23 protein-coding genes and 1 pseudogene are annotated in these 21189 nt (G+C 65.0%); 12 read left to right on the top strand and 12 right to left on the bottom strand.

Annotated elements, in window-relative coordinates; translation table 11 throughout:
* Positions 1-190: 190 nt before the first annotated feature.
* Positions 191-928: a 3-oxoacyl-[acyl-carrier-protein] reductase gene (gene fabG, locus DC366_RS09700; RefSeq protein WP_108692037.1), complete on the bottom strand. Its 738-nt coding sequence runs from the start codon at positions 926-928 to the stop codon at positions 191-193.
* Between the two features lie 65 nt (positions 929-993).
* Positions 994-1938 (bottom strand): ACP S-malonyltransferase, encoded by a 945-nt coding sequence (fabD, locus tag DC366_RS09695; protein ID WP_108691989.1) that lies wholly within the window; start codon positions 1936-1938, stop codon positions 994-996.
* Between the two features lie 155 nt (positions 1939-2093).
* Here fabD and DC366_RS09690 point away from each other — a divergent pair, with 155 nt between their 5' ends.
* Entirely contained in the window at positions 2094-3323 is a 1230-nt protein-coding gene (locus DC366_RS09690; RefSeq protein WP_108691988.1) for a cytochrome b/b6 domain-containing protein, read from the top strand.
* A 190-nt stretch (positions 3324-3513) separates the two neighbouring features.
* Here the strand turns inward: DC366_RS09690 and DC366_RS09685 are convergent, their stop codons facing one another.
* The gene (locus tag DC366_RS09685) at positions 3514-4086 is read right to left on the bottom strand and encodes a YceI family protein (protein ID WP_108691987.1); all 573 of its coding nucleotides are present in this window, start codon (positions 4084-4086) and stop codon (positions 3514-3516) included.
* 119 nt (positions 4087-4205) lie between these two features.
* The gene (locus tag DC366_RS09680; protein WP_133176190.1) at positions 4206-4700 is read right to left on the bottom strand and encodes a hypothetical protein; all 495 of its coding nucleotides are present in this window, start codon (positions 4698-4700) and stop codon (positions 4206-4208) included.
* 244 nt (positions 4701-4944) lie between these two features.
* On the opposite strand from DC366_RS09680, the gene rpsF reads away from it, so the two are divergent.
* The 3 genes from rpsF to rplI are packed head-to-tail and all read left to right on the top strand — an operon-like array spanning position 4945 to position 6192.
* Complete coding sequence (rpsF, locus tag DC366_RS09675) at positions 4945-5298, top strand: 30S ribosomal protein S6 (RefSeq protein WP_108691985.1); 354 nt, start codon at positions 4945-4947, stop codon at positions 5296-5298.
* Between the two features lie 28 nt (positions 5299-5326).
* A complete protein-coding gene (rpsR, locus tag DC366_RS09670) occupies positions 5327-5554 on the top strand; it encodes a 30S ribosomal protein S18 (RefSeq protein ID WP_108691984.1) in 228 nt (75 codons plus the stop codon).
* Between the two features lie 11 nt (positions 5555-5565).
* Positions 5566-6192: a 50S ribosomal protein L9 gene (rplI, locus tag DC366_RS09665; RefSeq protein ID WP_108691983.1), complete on the top strand. Its 627-nt coding sequence runs from the start codon at positions 5566-5568 to the stop codon at positions 6190-6192.
* A 96-nt stretch (positions 6193-6288) separates the two neighbouring features.
* Here rplI and DC366_RS09660 read toward each other — a convergent pair whose 3' ends face one another.
* Complete coding sequence (locus DC366_RS09660) at positions 6289-6942, bottom strand: DUF8692 domain-containing protein (protein WP_133176189.1); 654 nt, start codon at positions 6940-6942, stop codon at positions 6289-6291.
* Between the two features lie 75 nt (positions 6943-7017).
* Positions 7018-7281: a DUF2312 domain-containing protein gene (locus DC366_RS09655; protein ID WP_108691981.1), complete on the bottom strand. Its 264-nt coding sequence runs from the start codon at positions 7279-7281 to the stop codon at positions 7018-7020.
* A 131-nt stretch (positions 7282-7412) separates the two neighbouring features.
* On the opposite strand from DC366_RS09655, the gene DC366_RS09650 reads away from it, so the two are divergent.
* Positions 7413-7628, top strand: a complete 216-nt coding sequence (locus tag DC366_RS09650; protein ID WP_108692036.1) for a hypothetical protein — start codon at positions 7413-7415, stop codon at positions 7626-7628.
* On the opposite strand, the gene DC366_RS20460 is transcribed toward DC366_RS09650, so the two are convergent.
* The 6 genes from DC366_RS20460 to DC366_RS09625 all read right to left on the bottom strand — a co-directional run bounded on the left by DC366_RS20460 (position 7615) and on the right by DC366_RS09625 (position 13645).
* Complete coding sequence (locus tag DC366_RS20460) at positions 7615-7740, bottom strand: hypothetical protein (RefSeq protein WP_279305757.1); 126 nt, start codon at positions 7738-7740, stop codon at positions 7615-7617. The two genes, DC366_RS09650 and DC366_RS20460, sit on opposite strands and share 14 nt — an antisense overlap.
* The gene (locus DC366_RS09645; RefSeq protein ID WP_133176188.1) at positions 7727-8818 is read right to left on the bottom strand and encodes a FliM/FliN family flagellar motor switch protein; all 1092 of its coding nucleotides are present in this window, start codon (positions 8816-8818) and stop codon (positions 7727-7729) included. The genes DC366_RS20460 and DC366_RS09645 overlap by 14 nt, the downstream gene beginning before the upstream one ends.
* A 41-nt stretch (positions 8819-8859) precedes the next feature.
* Complete coding sequence (locus DC366_RS09640) at positions 8860-11523, bottom strand: ATP-binding protein (protein ID WP_108691979.1); 2664 nt, start codon at positions 11521-11523, stop codon at positions 8860-8862.
* Positions 11523-11852, bottom strand: a complete 330-nt coding sequence (locus tag DC366_RS09635) for a hypothetical protein (RefSeq protein ID WP_207768687.1) — start codon at positions 11850-11852, stop codon at positions 11523-11525. Before DC366_RS09635 ends, DC366_RS09640 begins: the two co-directional genes overlap by 1 nt.
* A complete protein-coding gene (locus DC366_RS09630) occupies positions 11849-12220 on the bottom strand; it encodes a response regulator transcription factor (RefSeq protein ID WP_108691978.1) in 372 nt (123 codons plus the stop codon). Before DC366_RS09630 ends, DC366_RS09635 begins: the two co-directional genes overlap by 4 nt.
* Positions 12221-12286: 66 nt before the next feature.
* Positions 12287-13645 carry a helix-turn-helix transcriptional regulator gene (locus DC366_RS09625; protein ID WP_207768686.1) on the bottom strand — a complete coding sequence of 453 codons (1359 nt, stop codon included), beginning with the start codon at positions 13643-13645 and terminating at the stop codon, positions 12287-12289.
* Between the two features lie 222 nt (positions 13646-13867).
* On the opposite strand from DC366_RS09625, the gene DC366_RS09620 reads away from it, so the two are divergent.
* The 7 genes and pseudogenes from DC366_RS09620 to acs all read left to right on the top strand — a co-directional run bounded on the left by DC366_RS09620 (position 13868) and on the right by acs (position 21166).
* A complete protein-coding gene (locus DC366_RS09620; RefSeq protein WP_108691977.1) occupies positions 13868-15241 on the top strand; it encodes a substrate-binding protein in 1374 nt (457 codons plus the stop codon).
* 117 nt (positions 15242-15358) lie between these two features.
* Positions 15359-16390, top strand: a complete 1032-nt coding sequence (locus DC366_RS09615; protein WP_108691976.1) for a branched-chain amino acid ABC transporter permease — start codon at positions 15359-15361, stop codon at positions 16388-16390.
* Between the two features lie 3 nt (positions 16391-16393).
* On the top strand, positions 16394-17587 hold the full coding sequence (locus tag DC366_RS09610) for a branched-chain amino acid ABC transporter permease (RefSeq protein WP_108691975.1): 1194 nt from the start codon (positions 16394-16396) through the stop codon (positions 17585-17587).
* Between the two features lie 12 nt (positions 17588-17599).
* Positions 17600-18118, top strand: a pseudogene (locus tag DC366_RS09605) (ABC transporter ATP-binding protein); the annotation flags it as partial.
* A gap of 15 nt (positions 18119-18133) precedes the next feature.
* Positions 18134-18361 (top strand): ABC transporter ATP-binding protein C-terminal domain-containing protein, encoded by a 228-nt coding sequence (locus DC366_RS20615; protein ID WP_439331656.1) that lies wholly within the window; start codon positions 18134-18136, stop codon positions 18359-18361.
* A gap of 41 nt (positions 18362-18402) precedes the next feature.
* Complete coding sequence (locus DC366_RS09600) at positions 18403-19158, top strand: ABC transporter ATP-binding protein (RefSeq protein WP_108691973.1); 756 nt, start codon at positions 18403-18405, stop codon at positions 19156-19158.
* Positions 19159-19216: 58 nt separating this feature from the next.
* Positions 19217-21166: an acetate--CoA ligase gene (acs, locus tag DC366_RS09595; protein ID WP_108691972.1), complete on the top strand. Its 1950-nt coding sequence runs from the start codon at positions 19217-19219 to the stop codon at positions 21164-21166.
* The last annotated feature ends 23 nt before the right edge of the window (positions 21167-21189 follow it).

Below are 21189 nucleotides of genomic sequence, written 5' to 3'. Positions count from 1 at the left end.
GATGTAAAGGCCCTAAAACGCTGGGGCCCAAGGGCCCGCGGCGCGCGCGCCTGTCAAATCTGCGCCGCCTATAGCATATGGCGCTGGCGACGCAAATGTTTTCCCAAGGCCCCCATAGGGCCATGTTTGGGCGGCAATCCGCAGCCACGCAAGCGGAAACCGGCGCGGCGCGGCACAATTGCTCAGGGCCCTACAGCATCGCCATGCCGCCATTCACATGCAGCGTGGCGCCGGTGACATAGCCGGCCTCGGCGCTGGCAAGATAAAGCACGGCGGCCGCGATTTCATCCGCCTCGCCCATCCGTGCGGCGGGGATCTGTGCGTTGATCTTGTCCTTCTGATCGTCGGTCAGCTTGTCCGTCATTGCCGTGGCGATGAAACCGGGCGCGACCGCGTTGGCGGTGATGCCACGACTGGCGACCTCGTAGGCGATGGATTTGGTCAGGCCGATCACGCCGGCCTTGGAGGCGGCATAGTTGGCCTGCCCCGGATTGCCCGTCGCGCCCACGATGGACGAGATGTTGATGATCCGGCCCCAGCGCGCCTTCATCATCGGGCGCATGACACCGCGGCACAGCCGCATGGTGCTGGTCAGGTTGACGTCCAGCACGCTTTGCCATTCATCGTCGGACATCCGCATGAAGATCTGATCGCGGGTGATGCCCGCGTTGTTGACCAGAATATCGACGCGTCCCATCGCCTCTATCGCCTGTTTCGGCAGCGCCTCGACGGCGTCCTTGTCCGATAAGTTGCAAGGCAGCACATGCGCCAGCTCGCCCAGCTCGGCGGCCAGCGCCTCCAGCGGCTCTGTCCGTGTGCCGCTCAGGCCAACAGCGGCTCCCGCGCCGTGCAGCGCGCGCGCGATGGCGCCGCCGATACCGCCTGACGCGCCCGTTACCAGCGCCGTCTTGCCTGTCAGATCAAACATCTCGAATTCCTTTTCCATTGCTCACCGCCCGCGTCCGATTTTTCGCGAAAAATCGCCGCCCGGCCTCAGCCGTTATTCACTGCCTCTGCCGCCGCCGCGACCTCTTCGGGCGTTCCGATATTGCGCAGCTCGGCATCGCGCGCGATGCGGCGGACCATGCCCGACAGGGCCTTGCCCGCGCCGATTTCCCAGGTTTCCGTCACGCCTTGGGCGACCATGTATTCCACGCTTTCGCGCCATCGGACCGAGCCTGTGACCTGCTCCACCAGCAAGCTGCGGATTTCCTCGGGATCACTCACCGCAGCGGCGCGCACGTTGGCGATCAGCGGCACGGCGGGCGCGTCCATCGGCACTTCTTCCAGCGCGGCCTTCATGACCTCGGCGGCGGGCTGCATCAGGGCGCAGTGAAAGGGTGCGCTGACCGGCAGCAACATGGCGCGCTTGGCGCCGCGCGCCTTGGCCAGATCGACCGCGCGCTCGACGGCGGCCTTGTGCCCCGACACGACCACCTGCCCGGGATCGTTGTCGTTGGCGGCCTGGCAAACCTCGCCGCCAGCGGCCTCGGCCGCGATCTCCTGCACGGCGGCAAAGTCCAGCCCCAGCAGCGCCGCCATGGCGCCCTGGCCGACCGGCACGGCCTCCTGCATGGCGCGGCCGCGGATGCGCAAGAGCCGCGCAGTGTCCGGCACGCTGAGCGCGCCCGCAGCCGCCAGCGCCGAATATTCGCCCAGCGAGTGCCCCGCGACAAAGGCCGCCGCGTCCAGCGTGACGCCCTCGGCCTCCAGCGCGCGCATCGCCGCCAGCGACGTGGCCATCAGCGCCGGCTGCGCATTCTGCGTCAGCGTCAGCACGTCCTGCGCGCCGTCCCAGATCAGCGCCGACAGCCGCTCGCCCAGCGCATCGTCAACCTCGTCAAAGACATCGCGCGCTGCGGGATAGGCCTCGGCCAACGCCTTGCCCATGCCCACGGTTTGGGCGCCCTGCCCGGGAAAAATGAATGCTCGGCTCATGCTGTCTCCTGCGTTTTCTGGCCCCTTCGGATAGCGCGGTGCGGCTCATGTGGCAATGGCGCAGGGCAACCGTGCGCCATTGCACTCAAAGCCGGGTTTGCCCCGCCGCACCGCTGGGTTAGGTTGCGCAGGCATTCATCGTAAAGGACAGGCACATGGCCCGCGGCAACACGCATCTGACATATGGCTCCGTCACCAAGACGTTCCACTGGACCATCGCGCTGATGATCGCGGCCATGTTCGCGCTCGGATGGAGCGCCCGCACGCTGGCCGGCTGGATCGAAGCGCCGGACATCATCACGACCGACGCCACGATCACCTGGGCCAAGCTGCTGTTTTCCATGCACAAGACCTTGGGCATCACCATCTTCTTTCTCGCGATCCTGCGGATCCTTTGGGCGATCTCGCAGCCCAAACCGGGGCTTCTGAACGGCGACAACGCCGCCGAGGCGACGCTGGCCGAGGCGGTGCACTGGCTGCTTTACGGATCGCTCATCGCCGTTCCGCTCAGCGGCTGGGTGTATCATGCCTCAACGACGGGCTATGCGCCGATCTGGTGGTCCTTCGGGCAAAACCTGCCCTTCGTTCCGAAGGATGCCCAGGTGGCGGCGATCAGCGCGGCGGTGCATTTCATCCTGCAATGGGTGCTGGCGGGCGCGATTCTGCTGCATGTCGCCGGCGCGGTGAAGCATCACGTGATCGACCGCGACGCCACGCTGCGCCGGATGCTGCCCGGCCGCATGGACGCCATTCCGACCCGGGACCAGCCGGGCCATACGCTGCCCATCCTCGCCGCGCTGGCGATCTGGGCGGCGGCCCTGGGTGCGGGTGCCTGGGCGGGGTGGCTCAGCCCCGCAGCAACGCCGCAAGGCGCAGCGCTCGCCGAGGTTCAGAGCGATTGGGCGGTGCAGGACGGCGCGCTGAACATCGCGATCACGCAAGGCGGATCCGAAGTGACGGGCCGCTTCGACGACTGGACCGCCAGCATCAGCTATAGCGAAACACCGGATGCAGGCGGCCGCCACGGCGATGTTACCGTCACCGTCGCCATCCCCTCGCTGAGCTTGGGCAGTGTGACAGATCAGGCGACCGGCCCTGACTATCTGGCCGCGGAGGCGTGGCCGACCGCCACGTTCGAGGCCGATCTGGTCGAGCGCGAGGGCGCTCTGGTCGCCGACGGAACGCTGCGGATCCGCGACCGGCAGATGCCGGTTTCGATGCCCGTGAGGCTGGCCATCGAGAACGGCACCGCCGATGCCTCCGGATCGCTGACCATCGACCGGCGCGATTACGCCGTGGGCCTTGAGATGAAGGACGAAGGAACGCTCGCCTTCGACGTCGAGATCGACTGGCAGCTGACCGCGGCACGTGCGCCGCAAGACTAAAGCGTTTCGCCTTTAACCTGAGACATCAAACAAGGGCGAAACGCGCAGAGTGCTGGTCTGTCGCGTGCGTTTCGCGAAAGTCAGTGATTCAGGTTTTTTCGCGAAACGCTATAACGCTATAGAGAGCGGACATGAAAAGGCCCGCATCTTTCGCTGGATGCGGGCCGAAGATCGGCAATTTGCCTTGAGGTCACTCGGCCTTGCCCGCCTCGATCGAAATCTCGACGTCCAGCTCGTCACCGATGTTGGGCACGAACTTGTCCATGCCGAAATCCGAGCGCTTGATCTTGGTCTCGGCGTCGAAGCCCAGCCATTCCTTGTTCTGCATCGGATGCGAGCCCTTCTGGTTCAGCTCTGCCTCCAGTTGCACGGACTTGGTCGTGCCATTGATCGTCAGATCGCCGGTGATGATCGCTTCGTCATCGCCCGTCACCTCGATCGAGGTGGATTTGAACGTGATCATGTCGCCATCCTTGGCGCCGAAGAAATCATCGCCCATGAAATGCTCGAACCGCTCTTCCCAGCCGGTATAAAGCGACATGACCGGGATCGAGACGTCGACAGAGGACGCGGCAGGGTCTTCGGCGTCGAACATGATCTCGCCTTCCCAGCCGGAAAAGACGTTGTAAGTGGTGGAATATCCCAAGTGCTCGTAGGTGAACATCGCCTGGCTGTGGCTGGGATCCAGCGTATATTTTTCAGGGGCGGCCGCGGCACCGGTTGCCGTCAGGGCGGCAGCGGCTGCGAAAAGAAATGCTTTCATGGGTCGTCTCCGTTTGTTTCGGTTGATGGGCGCAACCTATCGCAATCGGGGCCGGAGGCAATCGTGCAGAACTCAACATCCTGTGTGGACAGGCGCAGAGACACCCGAAATGCGCGGGATCATGCCAGCATGCGGCGCAGCGCGGCCTCGACCGCGGGATCGCTCACCGGCAGCGCAAAGAGCGGCGCGCCCTGGGTGTCGCGGGCGCTCAGCATGTTGTCACGCAGCACGATTTCCGTTAATCCGTCCACTGCATGGCACTGCCGCGAGCGCACATGCCCCTGCGCGTCACGCTCGATGATGGTCAGGCGCCGCTGTTGCGTATCCACATGAACTTCGGGCGCCTGGGCGGTGCGCGTGCGCGCCAGAATGGCCACGCCTCCCAGCGCCAGAACCGCCGAGACGGCCAGCTTGAACAGCTGCATCACCGCATCGCCCGGCAGCACCGGGACCAGCCACAGCCCCGCCGCCGCGGTCATGGAGGCGACGGCCGCAAACCGCAAGACGCCGCGCCGCAGGACGTTTTCGGGCAACGCCTCGATATAATGGGCAGGCACATCACGCTGTTTGCGCAGCGGGCCTTCGGGCATGAACGTGTCAGGTAGCGCTGTCATCTCTTTGCTCCGTCGGGATCTGGACTGGTTAACGGATGCTTCGCAATTTCGGCATGAATGCGGCGCGGGCGCGATAAAACCGGGGCGCGCCGCACGCCGGACGCGGCCCTTGCGCCGGGGTCTTGATGAGAGTATGGATCCCGCCTGTTCTGCAGATATGGATAACCGCGCAGTCTCTCGTGGTGGGGCCGCAGGACAACACGCCCCGCCTATGAAATGCGCCTTGATAGAAGTGGATACCTACATGCCCCTTTACGAGCATGTCTTGATCGCGCGCCAGGACCTGTCCAGCGCCCAGGCCGAGGGCCTCATCGAACATTTTGGCACCGTGCTGGCCGATAACGGCGGCAAACTCGTGGATCACGAGTATTGGGGCGTCAAGACGATGGCCTACAAGATCAACAAGAACCGCAAGGGCCATTACGCCTTCCTGCGTTCGGACGCGCCCTCCGAGGCCGTTCAGGAAATGGAGCGTCTGATGCGCCTGCATGACGACGTCATGCGCACGCTGACCATCAAGGTCGATGAGCATAAAGAGCTGCCTTCGGTTCAGATGCAAAAGCGTGACGAGCGTGCCGAGCGCCGCGAGCGCCGTTGATCACCGCCTGAAGAAAAGGACATAAACCATGGCTACAAAACCGTTTTTCCGTCGCCGCAAGGTCTGCCCCTTCTCGGGCGACAATGCACCCACGATCGACTACAAGGACACACGCCTGCTGCAGCGCTACATCTCCGAGCGCGGCAAGATCGTCCCGTCCCGCATCACTGCCGTCTCGGCGAAAAAGCAGCGTGAGCTGGCCCGCGCGATCAAGCGCGCCCGCTTTCTCGCCCTGCTGCCCTATGCCGTTAAGTAAGGAGCAAGATCATGCAAGTTATCCTTCTTGAGCGCGTGGCCAAGCTGGGCCAGATGGGCGACGTCGTCGACGTCAAGGCCGGTTTCGCACGCAACTATCTGCTGCCCCAGCACAAGGCGCTGTCGGCATCGGAAAAGAACATCGCCGATTTCGAGGCGCGCAAGGCGCATCTCGAGGCGAAAAACCTGGAGACCCGCAAGGACGCCGAGAAGATGGCCGAAAAGCTGAACGGTCAGCAGTTCATCCTGATTCGTCAGGCTGCCGATTCGGGCGCCCTTTACGGCTCGGTCACGACGCGCGATGCGTCGGACGTGGCAACCGAGAACGGCTTCGAGATCGACCGCAAGCAGGTTGCACTCGGCCAGCCGATCAAGGAGCTGGGCCTGCACGAGATCACCGTCTCGCTGCACCCCGAGGTTGACGCCAAGGTGATGCTGAACGTCGCCCGCTCGCCCGAAGAGGCCGAGCTGCAGGCATCGGGCAAGTCGATCCAGGAGCTGGCCGCCGAAGAAGAGGCCGCCGCCGACTTCGAGATCGCCGAACTGTTCGACGATATCGGCTCTGCTGCGTCCGATGACGATGATCTGGCCGAAGCGGCCGGGCAGCCCGTCTCCTCCGACGAAGACGACGACGCCTGATCGTTATAGGATATAAGTCAAAAGAAGGCCGCGCAGATCGCTCTGCGCGGCTTTTTGCTTGTCGGCGGTGCTGCAACTGGTCTTGATTAGTGGTCTTCAGCTCTTTTGCACGACGTCCAGATCATGGGCCGAGAGGCGCGCACAGAAATACATCCACGCAGCGGCGCCGACAAATTTGAACCCCTCCTCGACGATCTGCGATGCCGCGTAGGAGATCGGCAGGATTTCCTGAACCGCATCCACGAAAATCGATCCGGCCAGAAGCCCGCCAACGATGAAGAAGACGATTGGCTCGATTTTTGAGATGACGGACCAGTACCGCTTGGCGACGATCAGGATGAACAGGGCGTAAAGCGGCAACAGGATGCCTTCGGCGATAAACCGGTCATGGATCAGGAAAAAGTCATCGAGCGCCAGCACAAAGGAAAACCCGCCCAGCAGATGCAGAAGCCGGCGATGCGCGGCATGTTCGGCCCGGCGGCGCAGCGCTGCACCGAAAAAGCACATCGCCGCCCCGGCGACCCAAAGCCAGGTGCCGATGCTGGACAGGAACCCGAGGAAACTCGATTGCCCGGTCTGCTGTGTCAGATCGCGCAGCACCTCGGTGACGGTAAATCCCGAAAGGGTCAGTATCGTCAGCGCGCCGACATAAAAGAGCAATGCAGGAAGGCAGCACAGCGTCAGGAAACGCAGCAACCGCCCACCCTGTCTTGCGGCCGCACCTTCGGCCTCGCAACACATTCTGTTCATTCAGATATCCTTGCTGAATGGTCTCAACAACCCAACACGTGCCGGACGCACAGGCGCCATCCGGCACGGCGTGTCTTACATACCCAGCGCTTCCTTGTACATTTCCAGGACGGCTTCTTCCTCGGCAATGTCGTCCTTGTCGCGTTTGCGCAACGCGATGACCTTGCGCATCACCTTGGTGTCATAGCCGCGTGCCTTGGCCTCGGCCATGACTTCCTTTTGCTGCTCGGCCAGGTCTTTTTTCTCCGCATCCAGCCGCTCGATACGCTCGATGAACTGGCGCAGTTCGTCGGCGGTCACGCGGTAGGTGTCGGGGGTGCCTGATGTCTGGTCGTCCATGTTTTTCTCCGCCTCTTCATGAAGCCCCGTGATTAGCGCGCGTCCCGCGACGCCGCAAGTACCGCTTGCTTGAGCTTCACGGCGCAATGGATTACGCCCACGCGGGCCAACCACAGCGGGAGAGCGGCACGATGGACATTCTTATCTGGAGCGGCGCGGCGGTGTCGCTGCTGGGCCTGGCCGGGCTGATCTGGTGCGTGATACGGGTCTGGACGGCCCGGCGCGCAAATCTGCAGGATGCCCAGATGCGCGACGTCCTGCGCAAGGTGTTGCCGGTCAATACCGGCGCGCTGCTGCTCTCCGTCCTTGGCCTGATGATGGTGGTGCTTGGCATCATGCTGCGCTGAGCGCCAGCAGGGTTGCGGCGCAGAGCAGCAGGGGCAGGCCTGAAGCGAGCAGGTTTATCTGCACCTCCGCCCAGACATTGGCGGCGCCGCGCGCGGGCTTATTTGGCATCATGCTCTGCATACTCCTCGGATTTCATGGTCTTGTCCGGCATCTCCGGGCCCGCGGCGGGCCGCGCACCGGCCCCCGCTGCATCCGGCACCGGCGCGGGGGCAGCTTCCTCCGCCGAAACAGCGCGGGCGATCTGATCGCCGACGCCGGGGCCAGCGCGCGGCGGCGCTGACTGGCCCTCGCCCGCCGGGATCAGACGCACCGCGCGCCCGCCGTTCAACTGCCCGAGCCGGCCCAATGCGACCACGTGTTTCTGGCTGACCTCCAGCCGGATCTGAAGCGGGCGGTCCGCCTGAAACGGCACCAGATCGCCGGGCGCAAGGCCGCATAGCTGCGTCAGGGGTACCGTAACCCTGCCCAGCACCGCCTCCAGGCTGACGGGGGCATCCATCGCGCTGTCCTCCAGCGTGCGCCGGGGCGCGCCGCCGTCCTGCAGCGCGGCGCGCGCCACCGGCACTTGCGGCACCGGCAGCAGGAAGGAAATGCTGCCCGGCACCCCGTCATCGCCCAGCTCGACGGTCATGCGAAAGACGTGAAAGGCCGCCGCAGACAGCGCCAGCGCCATGCCGCGTGCATCCTCCATCATCACGCCAAAGCGATAGCCGCAGATCCAGTGATCCGCCGCCTCCTCGCTCATCTGGGTTTCCGCGCGATCAAGCGCCGCGTCGATCAACGGCGCGGCGATGGCCGCGTCGGTGCGCGTCACCGCGCGGTCGCCGGGCGGGCGCCCCGATATGCGGCCCGTCGTCTGCACCTCGATCAGCGCTGTCAGCAGCGCGTGATCCATCCGCACCGCACCGCGCGCGCCCTTGGGGCCATCAAGAAGCACCAGAAGACCCCCGCCGCCGAATTCGGCGCGCAGCGCGGTTTGCGAGACCTCCACCTGCTCGACCGTCGTCACGACCATGGCCAGATCGAACTGCGCATCCGACGCCTGCGCCAGCGCAAGGCGCAGCGCCTTGGCCGGGGACATGGCGCGCGCCTGGAATTCCTCGCGCGAGGCGCGGGCCATGCGATGTATTACCGTGTTGCCGCCGTCCATCTCCATGCGCCGCCGTACCAATCCTTGCCAGAGCCTCACCGAACCGACCCTAACCGCCCAATGGTTACCAAAGGGTTTCGTCAGCCCGGCATTTGCGGCACCGTCACGCGAAACGCGGCGCCGCCCTGCCCCGGCACATAGGTGATCGCGCCGCCCAGCCGGTGCATGATCTCGCGGCAGATGGCCAGCCCCAGCCCCGCGCCGGGGGCACGCGCATCGCCCAGCCGCGAGAATTTCTCGAATATCAGGGCCTCGTCCTCGATCGGGATACCGGTGCCGTTGTCGACAAAGTCGATGATCAGCCGCGTGCCGTCGGGTTCGGCGTGGATGTCCAGAACCGGCGCGCCCGCATCGCAATATTTGCGCACATTCGCGATAAGATTGATGAATACCTGCGCCAGCCGGTCGATATCCGTGCGCAGCATCATTGCCTCGAATCCCGGATCGCGGCGGATCTCCAGCCCGCCGGGCGCCGCCCCGATCGCGCCCGCGATGGCCCGGTCCAGCACCTCGTCCAGCGTGGCGGTTTGCACGTTCAGCACCACCTGCCCCGATTCCAGCACCGACAGATCCAGCAGATCATCCAGCAGCCGCGTCAGGCGCAGCGATTCGGCGTGAATGATGGTGGCGTATTTGCGCAACTCCTGCGCGTTCAGCCCGCCGCCCAGCAGGATTTCAGAAAACGCGCGGATCGACGTCATGGGGGTGCGCAGCTCATGACTGACCTGGCTGAGAAACCCGTCCTTCTGGACCGAAAGCTGCGTCAGCTTTTCGTTCACCTCGCGCAGCTGCCGCGCCGTGCGGGCCTGCTCGGCCGATTTCGCCTCGAGCTGGCTGGAATACTCCATGATCTGCGCAGTTTCGTCCGCGACGGCCAGCAGGTCCTCGACCGAGACGGTGGCGCGCCCGACGATCTGGCTGACCATCGCATGCGCCGTGGCGGCGCCGACCGAGCCCGACAGTCGGCGTTCGAGGAACTCCAGGAACTCCGGCGACGGCTCGGGCAGATAGCCGCTCAGCCCCTGGCGTCTGGCGGCGCGGGCGAACATCTCCTGCGCCTCGGCGGCGCCCATGATGCGCTGCGACATGATCAGCAGATCCTCGGACTGGCCCAGCCCGCCCGTCCAGCTTCCGGGGCGCTGGGAATGCTCGAAGACGTTGACGAACTGCGCGCCCTGCAGCCGCTCGACAGGGCGCGGAAAACTCAGCATCGACACGGTGCAGAATGCTGCCGTGTTCAGACCGACGGACCACATCACCGCATGCACCAGCGGGTCCATCCCGCCGGTCCAGAACATTGCCTGCGGGCGCAGCCACGACAGGCCGAACAGGCCGTGGTCCATGACGCTCTGCGGCACGATAACGCCCGGCCCGAAGCTGGGCAGAAGCAGGCAGTAGAGCCACAGCGCAAACCCCACGCCCAGCCCCGCCAGCGCGCCGGTCCGCGTGGCCCCGCGCCAGACGAGCCCGCCCATCAGCGCCGGAAGCAGCTGCGCCAGACCGGCGAACGCGATCAGGCCGATCGCGGCCAGCGCGGTGCCGCCCCCGGACATTCGGAAATAAAGGTAGCCCAGAAACACCACCGCGCCGATGGACAGCCGCCGCGCCAGCAGCGCGACGTGCCGCACGTCCCCCGACATCATCGCCGCGCCTCCCGTCGCGCGCAGCCAGATCGGCATGACAATATGGTTTGACACCATCGTCGAGAGCGCGATGGCCGCGACGATCACCATCGACGTCGCCGAGGAAAACCCGCCCAGAAACGACAGGATCGCCAGCCCGTCCTGCCCCGCCAGAAGCGGCAGGTTCAGCACGTAAAGATCGGGGTTCGACCCCTCCGGCATCAGGTCGAGCCCCACCGCCGCGATCGGCACGACAAAAAGGCTGATCAGCATCAGGTAAAGCGGAAACGCCCAGGCGGCGGTGCGCAGATGGCTTTCATCCTCGTTCTCGACGACCATGACCTGAAACATGCGCGGCAGGCACAGGAATGCCGCCGCCGAGAGCAGCGTCAGCGCCGTCCAGCGGCTGCCGGACACCTCGAACGCGGCGATGGGCGATGCGTCGATGCGCGCCAGCGTGGCGCCAAGGCCGCCTTCCAGCCCCCACACCACGAAGATGCCGACGGCCAGCAGCGCCAGCAGCTTGACCACCGCCTCCAGCGCGATGGCGATGACCACGCCGTGATGCCGCTCGTTCGCGTCAAGGTTTCTCGTGCCGAAAAGGATGGTGAAGAGCGTCAGGCCCAGCGCCACGTAGATCGCGATGGACTGCACCGAGCGGCCCGCGCCTGCGGCCGGGGAAAACGCGGCGAAAGACAGCGTGACCGATTGCAGCTGCAGCGCGATATAGGGCGTCGTGCCGATGACGGCGAGGATGGTGACGCAGACGGCCAGAAGGTTCGATTTGCCATAGCGGGACGAGATCATGTCGGCGATCGAGGTGATGCGCTGGCTGCGCCCGACGCGCACCATCTTGCGCAGGGTCCACCACCAGCCGATCATCACAAGGGTCGGCCCGAGGTAGATCGTGACGTATTCCATGCCGGAGCGCGCGGCAAAGCCGACCGCGCCGTAAAACGTCCAGGCCGTGCAATAGATCGACAGCGACAGCGTATAGACCAGCGGTGAGCGCAGCCATGCGCCGCGCCCGCGCCGCGCCGCGCGGTCGGCCGCGAACGCGACCGAAAAAAGCAGCACCACGTAGGCCACGCAGACGGCGACAAGGATGTTGAGCGTCGCCATCAGCCCGCGTGGTCCGGGCCGCTGCCTGCGGCGGAATCGGGCGCGCCCTCCGCCGCCTCGTCCTCCTCGCGCCGCGTATCGGTCGCGCTGCCCAGGATGCGGGTGATCACGACCGACAGCACCACCAGCAGCGTCCAGACCGCAAAGACGTAGATCATCACGATGGATGTCCGCGCCGCGCCGCCCCCCGCACCCACCCACAGCAGCGGCAGCATGAACAGCAGCGCGCCGAGGATCGGCAGCATGGCGGCGGCATCCACCATCCTGCGGCGCCGATACGTGCCGCGCGCGACGAAGACGGGCCGCCCGGTGGCCGGCGGCTCGCTCATGTGCGGGGCGCGAGGCTGCGCACCGCCTCCAGCATTTCGGCGTTCGAGAAGGGTTTCGTCATGAACAGGCTGGCGCCCGCGCGCTCGGCCATTTCGCGGTCCTTGCGCTGGCCGCGGGCGGTCAGCATCAGCACCGGCGTGGCCGCAATCTGCGGATCGGCGCGGATATCGGCCAGCAGATCGAACCCCGACCGTCCCGGCAGCATCACGTCCAGAATGATCAGGTCGGGCTTGCGGGCGCGGACCACGTCCATCGCGTCCTGGCCGCCCGAATGGCTGCGCACCTGCCAGCCATCGCGCGACAGGATGAAGCTTATCGCCTCGATGATGTTCGGCTCGTCCTCGATCAGCAGAACCTGGCTGGTCATCCGGCGTGCCCCCCTTCAGAAGTTTTCTCGCCCCGGCGATCACTATTGGGGGCGCGGGAAAGGATGTCAAAAGCCGGATGCATCATGGGCCTCCTCGGCGGCGCGCAGGACCGACGGCTCGCGCCGCGCGGCGCAGACCTCGCGCGGGCAGATACGGCACACGGTGCCGACGGGCAGTGCCTCATCGCCATCGGCATCCGGCGCGTCAGGCAAAAGCAGCATGAAGCTGCGCAGGAGGGGCGGCATGTTGAATTCGGCCGGGCCCGCCACCTCGCAGGCGGCAATCGCCAGCACCGGGCGCGCGCCCCTGTCCGGCTGCAAGATGCGTCGGCGCAGCGGCACCTGCGGCAGCGCCGCCGCGCGAAAGAGCGGCCACAGGGGGCAGGCGCCCGCCAGCCGCGTGGCCGCGAACCCCTCCAGCGGCTTGAGGCTGAGGATCGCGCCCGACGCATCGGCGCTGATCAGGCCGACGGGGCCGACCGCGTCTTCGGGCATGGCGGCCAGCCTGCGCATGACGCGCGGCAGCGGCGCGTCCAGATCCTGCGCCAGCGCCAGTGGCGCTGTGCCATGCCGCGCCACCGCCGCCAGCAGCGCCGCCTGCGGCAGCGCGGACGCGTCGCTGCGATAGATCTCCAGCGCGGCGCGGGCCTGCGCATGGGCGCTGGTGCCGGGGCGCAGATCGCTCTGGGCCAGCACCGCATCCGGATCGCCGCCGCGCTCCAGCGCGTCGAAACGGTGCCCGGAGGCGCTGAGGAAATGATCGGTCTCATCCTGCGGCGACAGGATATCCCGCCCGGTGCTGACGCCGGTGCCCGGCCCCTCGCCCAGATATTGCACCAGACGCTCGGCCCCCTCGGCCAGGCGCTGGCTGTCCTCGCCCAGATTGCGGTGAAAGCGCGCGCGCCATTCCGGCTCCAGCGCGGGCGTCTCGACAAGGATCGACGCGGTCGAGCGGATGGCGGTGACGACCGACAGCACCTCGTGCAGGGACGCGGCCAGCTGCGGGTCATGCGCCAGCCGGTCGGCCAGCGCGTCCACCTGCCGCCCCGCGGCCTGCGCGCGGCGCAGCGTATCGGCCAGCAGATGCGCCCAGCCGGGAAAGCGGCCGGCGAACTCCTCGGCGCGGTCCAGATCCGGCGGCGGCTCGCCCGGCTTCTCGCGCGGCTCGGCTGCCGCCTCGCGCAGCGTCGCCAGCAGCGCGGCCTCGGCGCCATGGGACAATGTCTGCGCATCGACCTGCAACGCGTCCGCCAGCCGCAGAAGGATCCGGCCGCCGATTCTGCGCCGGTTATGCTCGATCAGGTTCAGATAGGACGCCGAAATGCCGACACTGGCCGCCAACGCGCCCTGCGCAATCCCGCGCGCCAGCCGCCGCTCGCGGATGCGGGTGCCGGTCATCGCGGCGCCGGGGGGCTCGCTGCTCATGTGGTTTCCCTTGCAAAATCAACGGCGTCTTTCCGCCGGTTGACAAAACTTTACAATACTTTCGGATGCCGGTGTGCAGTTTTTTACAAAATAATTGTTACCCCCGCAGCAGTTGTTGAGAAGTTTTCTTTCACCGTGTCATAGTATTTTCGCACATCTGTGCGATCAGGGCGCCCCGCGGAGGAGGCGTGGCGCCTGTGATTACTCAACAGGGAGGATTTCATGTCCACATCGAACTTCACACGTCGCGGCATGCTGAAAACCAGCGCCGTTGCCGGTGCCGGCCTTGCGGTTCCGACGATCTTTACAGCCAGCAGCGTGGCGGCCTTCACAAACGATCCGGCGGACCAAAGCACCGTCACGCTGGGCTTCAACGTGCCGCAATCGGGCCCCTACGCCGACGAGGGCGCGGACGAGCTGCGCGCCTACGAGCTGGCGGTCGAGCATCTGAACGGCGAAGGCGATGGCGGCATGATGCAGACCTTCAGCTCGAAGGCGCTGCAGGGCAACGGCATCATGGGCAAGAAGGTGGAATACGTCACCGGCGACACCCAGACCAAATCCGACGCCGCCCGCGCCACGGCCAAATCGATGATCGAAAAGGACGGCGCCGTCATCATCACAGGCGGCTCGTCCTCGGGCGTGGCGGTGGCGGTGCAGGCGCTCTGCCAGGAGGCAGGCGTGATCTTCATGGCCGGCCTGACCCATGCCAACGACACCACCGGCAAGGACCGCAAGGCGAATGGCTTCCGCCACTTCTTCAACAGCTGGATGTCCGGCGCCGCGCTGGCGCCCGTTCTGACCAAGGAATACGGCACCGACCGCAAGGCCTATCACCTGACCGCCGATTACAACTGGGGCTACACGACCGAGGAAGCGATCCGCAACTCGACCGAGGCGCTGGGCTGGGAGACCGTGAACGCGGTCAAGACCCCGCTGACGCAGACCGATTTCAGCGCCTATATCACGCCCGTTCTGCAATCGGATGCGGACGTTCTGGTGCTGAACCACTACGGCAACAACATGGTCAACTCGCTGACCAACGCGGTGCAGTTCGGCCTGCGCGACAAGATGGTCAACGACAAGAAGTTCGAGATCGTCGTGCCGCTTTATTCCGAGTTGATGGCGCGCGGCGCCGGCGCGGCCGTCAAGGGCATCTTCGGCTCGCAGAACTGGGACTGGAAGCTGCAGAAGCAGCTGGGTGACCGCTATATCGGCACCGACGCCTTCGTCAAATCCTTCGGCGAAAAGTACGGCTTCCCGCCCAGCCAGGCGGCGCATACCTGCTATGTGCAGACGCTGCTGTATGCCGACGCGGTCGAGCGCGCGGGCAGCTTCAATCCCTGCGCCGTGGTCGAGGCGCTGGAAGGCTTCGAATTCGACGGGCTGGGCAATGGACCGACGCTGTACCGCGCCGAAGACCACCAGTGCTTCAAGGACGTGGTCGTGGTGCGCGGCAAGGAGAACCCCGAAAACGAATTCGACCTGGTCGAAATCGTCGAGGCGACCCCCGTCGATCAAGTGACCTACGCCCCCGACGCCCCCGAATTCGGCGGCGCGGATGCCAAGCTGGGCGAGTGCAACGCCGGCGCCTGAACCGGCATTGGGCCGCCGCCTAACGCGCGGCGGCGGCCCCCTTCATGCACGCCAAGGCCCGTTCCGGGCAACACCGGCCATCGGCGCCGGACAGATATCTGACATGCGAGGCAGACGATGGATGCGATAATCCTGCAAATCCTCAATGGACTGGACAAGGGATCGGCCTATGCGCTGATCGCGCTGGGCCTGACATTGATCTTCGGCACGCTGGGGGTGGTCAATTTCGCCCATGGCGCGCTGTTCATGATCGGCGCGTTCTGCGCGGTCACGGTCAGCCGCATTCTGACGCTGAGCTATACGACGGTGGATGAGACGCGGACCGATTTCCTGGGCAACCCGATGGAAATCGAGGTGCCCTACATCCACAACCTCGTGGGGCAGTCGGCGGGCGATTTCATGATCGACTGGGCGGTGCCCATCTCGATCCTGTTCGCCATCCCGGTGATGATCGCCATCGGCGTCATCATGGAGCGCGGCCTGATCAAGCATTTCTACAAGCGCCCCCATGCGGACCAGATCCTCGTGACCTTCGGCCTGGCCATCGTGCTGCAGGAAATCATCAAGTTCTACTATGGCGCCAACCCGATCCCGACGCCCGCCCCCAGCGCGTTCCGCGGCTCGTTCGATTTCGGCGCCTTCCTGGGCCTCGGGGCCAATTCGATCATCTACCCCTACTGGCGCCTCGTCTATTTCGCCTTCTCGCTGGTCATCATCGGCGGCGTCTTTGCCTTTTTGCGCTACACCACCTTCGGGATGGTCGTGCGCGCCGGCATGGCCGACCGCGAGACGGTTGGATTGCTCGGGATCAACATCGACCGCAAATTCACCATCATGTTCGGCATCGCCGCCGCCGTCGCGGGCCTCGCCGGCGTCATGTACACGCCGATCAACAGCCCCAACTATCACATGGGCATGGATTTTCTGGTGCTCAGTTTCGTCGTGGTCGTCGTCGGCGGCATGGGCAGCCTTGTGGGCGCGGTGCTGGCGGGGTTCCTCCTGGGCATCCTTGAGAGCTTTGCCTCCATGGCCGCCGTGCTGGAGACGCTGCCGGGCATCAACCAGATCGTCATCTACCTGGTTGCGATCATCATTTTGCTGACCCGCCCGCGCGGCCTGATGGGCCGCAAAGGCGTGATGGAGGAATAATCAATGCTGGGATTGACACGCAAGGACGCCATCCTCTTGGCCATCGTCACCGTGGTGGCGCTGCTGGCCCCCTTCATCCTGAACCCGTTTCCGACCAACTCCGGCTTTGCCCAGTTCAACGCCGGCTATCCGGACCTGATGCAGCGTTTCGCCATCTTCGGGATCTTCGCCATCGGGTTCAACATCCTCTTCGGTCTGACGGGCTATCTCAGCTTCGGACACGCCGCATTCCTTGGCGTGGGCAGCTATGCCGGCATCTGGATGATGAAGCTGCTGACGGCCAACATCATCCCCGGCATCGCCGCGTCAATCGTCGTCGCGGGGCTGTTCGCGCTGATCGTCGGTTTCATCTCGCTGCGCCGGTCGGGCATTTATTTCGCCATCCTGACGCTGGCCTTTGCGCAGATGTCCTATGCGCTGGCCTATTCGGTGCTGACCCCGATCACCGGCGGCGAGACGGGCCTGCAACTGAAGCTGAACGATCCGCGCGTGCTGGACGGCGCGCTGGCACCGGGCGAGCGGGCGCATGCCAACCTCTTCGGGCTCGACATGACCTCCAGCATCGAGATGCATTTCGGCGCGTGGCAGTTCACCTTCAACACGGGCTACTACATCGCCGCGTTAGTCCTGGTGCTGGCCTTCTACCTCTCGATCCGCATCTTCCGCTCGCCCTTCGGCATGATGCTGCGCGCGATCAAGTCCAACAACACCCGCATGACCTATACCGGCCTCAACGCGCGCCCCTATGCGCTGGCCGCCTTCGTCATCTCGGGCATGTATGCGGGCCTTGCTGGCGGCCTGATGGTGGCGATGGATACCCAGGTGGGCCCCGAGCGGATGTTCTGGACCGCGAGCGGAGAGGTCGTGCTGATGACCATCCTTGGCGGCGCGGGCACGCTGATCGGCCCGGTGCTGGGTGCGGGGCTGATCAAGTACATGGAAAACATCATCTCCAAGATCAACAGCGGCATCCTGCATGAATGGTTCTACTGGATGCCCGACGGGCTGGAGGATTTCGTCATAACGCTGGTCTATCCCTTCGTCGGCAAGGGCTGGCACCTGACGCTTGGCATCGTCTTCATGCTGGTGGTCATCTTCCTGCCCGGCGGTCTGGTCGAGGGCGGACAGCGCCTGCGCCGCCTCGCCCAGGGCAAGAGGGCCAAGAAGTCCGCAACGCAAACCAATCCGGCCGAATAAGGAAACGCAAGCATGGGTATTCTCGAAGTCAAGAACGTGAACAAGCGTTTCGGCGGGTTACAGGCGCTGAGCGATGTCAATCTCAGCGTGGCGGAAAACACCGTCCATGCCATCATCGGCCCCAACGGCGCGGGCAAGTCCACGCTGCTGAACGTGCTGGTGGGCAAGCTGCTTCCCGATACCGGGTCGGTCATGTTCGACGGCCAGTCGGTGCTGGGGCGCAAACCCTACGAGATCAACCAGATGGGCATCTCGCGCGTCTTCCAGACGCCCGAGATCTTCGGCGACCTGACCGTGCTGGAGAACATGATGATCCCGATCTTTGCCAAGCGCGACGGCGCCTTCCGCATGCACGCGATCGAGAGCGTGCGCAACGAACGCGCCGTGGTCCAGCAGGCCGAGGACATGCTGGAGAGCCTCAACCTCGCCGATGCGCGGCACGATCATTCGGCCTCCATGTCGCGCGGCAACAAGCGGCGGCTGGAAATCGGCATGTGCCTTGCGCAGGAGCCGCGCCTTTTGCTGCTGGACGAGCCGACGGCCGGCATGGCGCGCGCCGACACCAACAACACCATCGACCTGCTGAAACAGATCAAGGACGAGCGCGACATCACCATCGCCATCATCGAGCATGACATGCATGTGGTCTTCAGCCTCGCCGAGCGGATCACCGTGCTGGCCCAAGGCACCCCGCTGGTCGAGGATACGCCGGACAAGATCAAGGGCCACCCGAAGGTGCGCGAGGCCTACCTTGGCGAAACCGCCGCCGCCTGACGACATCCGCGCGCCGCAGACGCGCCCCGAGAGGACAGAACATGACCGCACAACCCGATTTTTCCAAAGACGCCAACCACGCCGCCACGGCGCCCGCGTTTCTCTCGGTCTGGGGGATGCAGGCGTATTACGGCGAAAGCTATATCGTGCAGGACATCAGCTTTAACGTCCACGAGGGCGAGATCCTCGCGCTTCTGGGGCGCAACGGCGCAGGCAAGACGACAACGCTGCGCGCCATCGCCCGCATGGACAACCCGCAGCTGAACCACGGCGAGATCTGGCTGGATCACAAACCGCTGCACAAGATGAAAAGCCACGAGGCCGCGCAGGCCGGCATCGGCCTTGTGCCGGAGGATCGCTGCATCATCCCCGGCCTGACGGTCGAGGAAAATCTGCAACTGGCACAGATCGCGCCGCCCATCGGATGGTCGATCGAGCGCCTCTACGATCTGTTTCCCCGCCTCGCCGAACGCCGCCTGCAAGAGGGCGTGACCCTGTCGGGGGGCGAGCAGCAGATGCTGGCCGTCGCCCGCGCTTTGGCGCGCGATATCAAGGTCTTGCTGCTTGACGAGCCCTACGAGGGCCTGGCCCCCGTGATCGTGGACGAGATCGAGAAAACCCTGCGCATCATCAAATCGCAAGGCATCACCACCATCCTGGTGGAGCAGAACGCCGTGCGCGCGCTGGAGCTGTCGGATCGCGCCGTGATCCTTGACACCGGCGGCATCGTCTTTGACGGTAGTGCGGCAGAGGTGCTCGGAGACGAAGCCCTTCGCGCCGAATACCTGGCGATCTGACGCAACGGCCCTTGCCCGCACGGATGCGCCCGCCCCACATGCTACAGAGGTAAGCCCCATGTCCGAGAAGACCTATCCGCCCTCACAGGAATTTGCCGAGAACGCACATATCGACGCCGCCAAATACGACGAGATGTATGCCGCGTCGATCAAGGATCCCGAAGGTTTCTGGGCCGGTCACGCGCGGGATCTGGACTGGATCGAGCCGTTCACCAAGGTCAAGAACACGTCGTTCAAGCATGGCAATGTCGATATCCGCTGGTTCGAGGATGGCGTTCTGAACGTCGCCGCCAACTGCATCGACCGCCATCTGGAGACGCGCGGCGACCAGACGGCCATCATATTCGAGCCGGACGATCCGGAAGCAGCCGCGCAGCACATCACCTACAAGGAGCTGCACGAAAACGTATGCCGCTTTGCCAACGTGCTGCTGAGCCAGGGCATCATGCGCGGCGACCGGGTGGTGATCTACCTGCCGATGATCCCCGAGGCGGCCTATGCCATGCTGGCCTGCGCGCGCATCGGTGCGGTTCATTCCATCGTCTTCGCGGGGTTTTCCGCCGACGCGCTGGCCAACCGCATCAACAATTCGGGTGCCAAGGTCCTCATCACCGCCGACGAGGCCCCCCGCGGCGGCCGCAAAACGGCGCTGAAATCCAACGCCGATGCGGCCCTGTTGCACTGCTCGGACAAGGTGCGCTGCCTGGTTGTCAAACACACGGGCGGCCAGACCACCTGGATTCAGGGCCGCGACATCGACCTGAAGGCGCAGATGGAGCAGGCCAGCCCCGATTGCCCCGCCCGCCCGATGAAGGCCGAAGATCCGCTGTTCATCCTCTACACCTCCGGCTCGACCGGGCAGCCCAAGGGCGTGGTGCACAGCTCGGCCGGCTATCTGCTCTACGCCGGGCTGACGCATAAATACGATTTCGACTATCACGATGGCGACGTGTTCTGGTGCACCGCCGATGTCGGCTGGGTGACGGGACACAGCTATATCATCTACGGCCCGCTGGCCAATGGCGCGACCACGCTGATGTTCGAGGGCGTGCCGACATGGCCCGATGCCAGCCGCTTCTGGCAGGTCTGCGAAAAGCACAAGGTCAACCAGTTCTACACCGCGCCCACCGCAATCCGCGCGCTGATGGCGCAGGGCAAGGAGCCTGTCGAGAAATGCGATCTGTCCGCGCTCAAACTGCTGGGCACGGTGGGCGAGCCGATCAACCCCGAGGCGTGGAACTGGTATAACGAAGTGGTCGGCAAGGGCAAACTGCCCATCGTCGATACCTGGTGGCAGACCGAAACCGGCGGCCACCTGCTGACCCCCCTGCCCGGCGCCACGGCCACCAAACCCGGCAGCTGCACCAAGCCGTTCTTCGGGATCGAGCCCGTCATTCTGGACGCGACTTCCGGCGAGGAAATCACCGAGACGGAGGCCGAGGGCGTTCTGTGCATCAAGGACAGCTGGCCCGGCCAGATGCGCACCGTCTACGGCGATCACGAGCGGTTCGAGCAGACGTATTTTTCGGACTACAAGGGCTATTACTTTACCGGGGACGGGTGCCGCCGCGACAAGGACGGCTATTACTGGATCACCGGCCGCGTCGATGACGTGATCAACGTGTCCGGCCACCGCATGGGCACGGCCGAGGTCGAATCCGCGCTGGTCGCCCATCCGGATGTGGCCGAAGCCGCGGTCGTCGGATATCCCCATGACATCAAGGGGCAGGGAATTTACGCCTATGTCACCGTGATGAACGGCGTCGAGGAAACCGACGCGCTCCGCAAGGATCTGGAAAAATGGGTCCGCTCGGAAATCGGCCCGATTGCCAAGCCCGACATCATCCAATGGGCGCCGGGCCTGCCCAAGACACGCTCGGGCAAGATCATGCGCCGGATCCTGCGCAAGATCGCCGAGAATGATTTCGACACACTTGGCGACACATCCACACTGGCCGATCCGGCGGTGGTCGATGACCTGATCGAGAAGCGCAAGGCCCAGAAATAAGCCGGACCGCCCCGCAAGCCATC

This window comes from Pelagivirga sediminicola (genome assembly GCF_003072125.1).
Taxonomy (GTDB): Bacteria; Pseudomonadota; Alphaproteobacteria; order Rhodobacterales; family Rhodobacteraceae; genus Roseovarius; species Roseovarius sediminicola.
This window is presented reverse-complemented; position numbering and strand designations above follow the sequence as displayed.

Excerpts from the sequence above, each read along its gene's own strand:
- DC366_RS09690 (WP_108691988.1), top strand. The coding sequence starts at position 2,094 with ATGGCCCGCGGCAACACGCATCTGACATATGGCTCCGTCACCAAGACG.
- DC366_RS09680 (WP_133176190.1), bottom strand. The coding sequence starts at position 4,700 with ATGACAGCGCTACCTGACACGTTCATGCCCGAAGGCCCGCTGCGCAAA.
- DC366_RS09685 (WP_108691987.1), bottom strand. The coding sequence starts at position 4,086 with ATGAAAGCATTTCTTTTCGCAGCCGCTGCCGCCCTGACGGCAACCGGT.
- DC366_RS09650 (WP_108692036.1), top strand. The coding sequence starts at position 7,413 with ATGGACATTCTTATCTGGAGCGGCGCGGCGGTGTCGCTGCTGGGCCTG.
- DC366_RS09615 (WP_108691976.1), top strand. The coding sequence starts at position 15,359 with ATGGATGCGATAATCCTGCAAATCCTCAATGGACTGGACAAGGGATCG.
- fabG (WP_108692037.1), bottom strand. The coding sequence starts at position 928 with ATGTTTGATCTGACAGGCAAGACGGCGCTGGTAACGGGCGCGTCAGGC.
- DC366_RS09660 (WP_133176189.1), bottom strand. The coding sequence starts at position 6,942 with ATGAACAGAATGTGTTGCGAGGCCGAAGGTGCGGCCGCAAGACAGGGT.
- DC366_RS09625 (WP_207768686.1), bottom strand. The coding sequence starts at position 13,645 with ATGAGCAGCGAGCCCCCCGGCGCCGCGATGACCGGCACCCGCATCCGC.
- DC366_RS09620 (WP_108691977.1), top strand. The coding sequence starts at position 13,868 with ATGTCCACATCGAACTTCACACGTCGCGGCATGCTGAAAACCAGCGCC.
- DC366_RS20460 (WP_279305757.1), bottom strand. The coding sequence starts at position 7,740 with ATGATGCCAAATAAGCCCGCGCGCGGCGCCGCCAATGTCTGGGCGGAG.
- rpsF (WP_108691985.1), top strand. The coding sequence starts at position 4,945 with ATGCCCCTTTACGAGCATGTCTTGATCGCGCGCCAGGACCTGTCCAGC.
- DC366_RS09655 (WP_108691981.1), bottom strand. The coding sequence starts at position 7,281 with ATGGACGACCAGACATCAGGCACCCCCGACACCTACCGCGTGACCGCC.
- rpsR (WP_108691984.1), top strand. The coding sequence starts at position 5,327 with ATGGCTACAAAACCGTTTTTCCGTCGCCGCAAGGTCTGCCCCTTCTCG.
- rplI (WP_108691983.1), top strand. The coding sequence starts at position 5,566 with ATGCAAGTTATCCTTCTTGAGCGCGTGGCCAAGCTGGGCCAGATGGGC.
- DC366_RS20615 (WP_439331656.1), top strand. The coding sequence starts at position 18,134 with ATGGCGCGCGCCGACACCAACAACACCATCGACCTGCTGAAACAGATC.
- DC366_RS09630 (WP_108691978.1), bottom strand. The coding sequence starts at position 12,220 with ATGACCAGCCAGGTTCTGCTGATCGAGGACGAGCCGAACATCATCGAG.
- acs (WP_108691972.1), top strand. The coding sequence starts at position 19,217 with ATGTCCGAGAAGACCTATCCGCCCTCACAGGAATTTGCCGAGAACGCA.
- DC366_RS09640 (WP_108691979.1), bottom strand. The coding sequence starts at position 11,523 with ATGGCGACGCTCAACATCCTTGTCGCCGTCTGCGTGGCCTACGTGGTG.
- DC366_RS09635 (WP_207768687.1), bottom strand. The coding sequence starts at position 11,852 with ATGAGCGAGCCGCCGGCCACCGGGCGGCCCGTCTTCGTCGCGCGCGGC.
- DC366_RS09600 (WP_108691973.1), top strand. The coding sequence starts at position 18,403 with ATGACCGCACAACCCGATTTTTCCAAAGACGCCAACCACGCCGCCACG.
- fabD (WP_108691989.1), bottom strand. The coding sequence starts at position 1,938 with ATGAGCCGAGCATTCATTTTTCCCGGGCAGGGCGCCCAAACCGTGGGC.
- DC366_RS09610 (WP_108691975.1), top strand. The coding sequence starts at position 16,394 with ATGCTGGGATTGACACGCAAGGACGCCATCCTCTTGGCCATCGTCACC.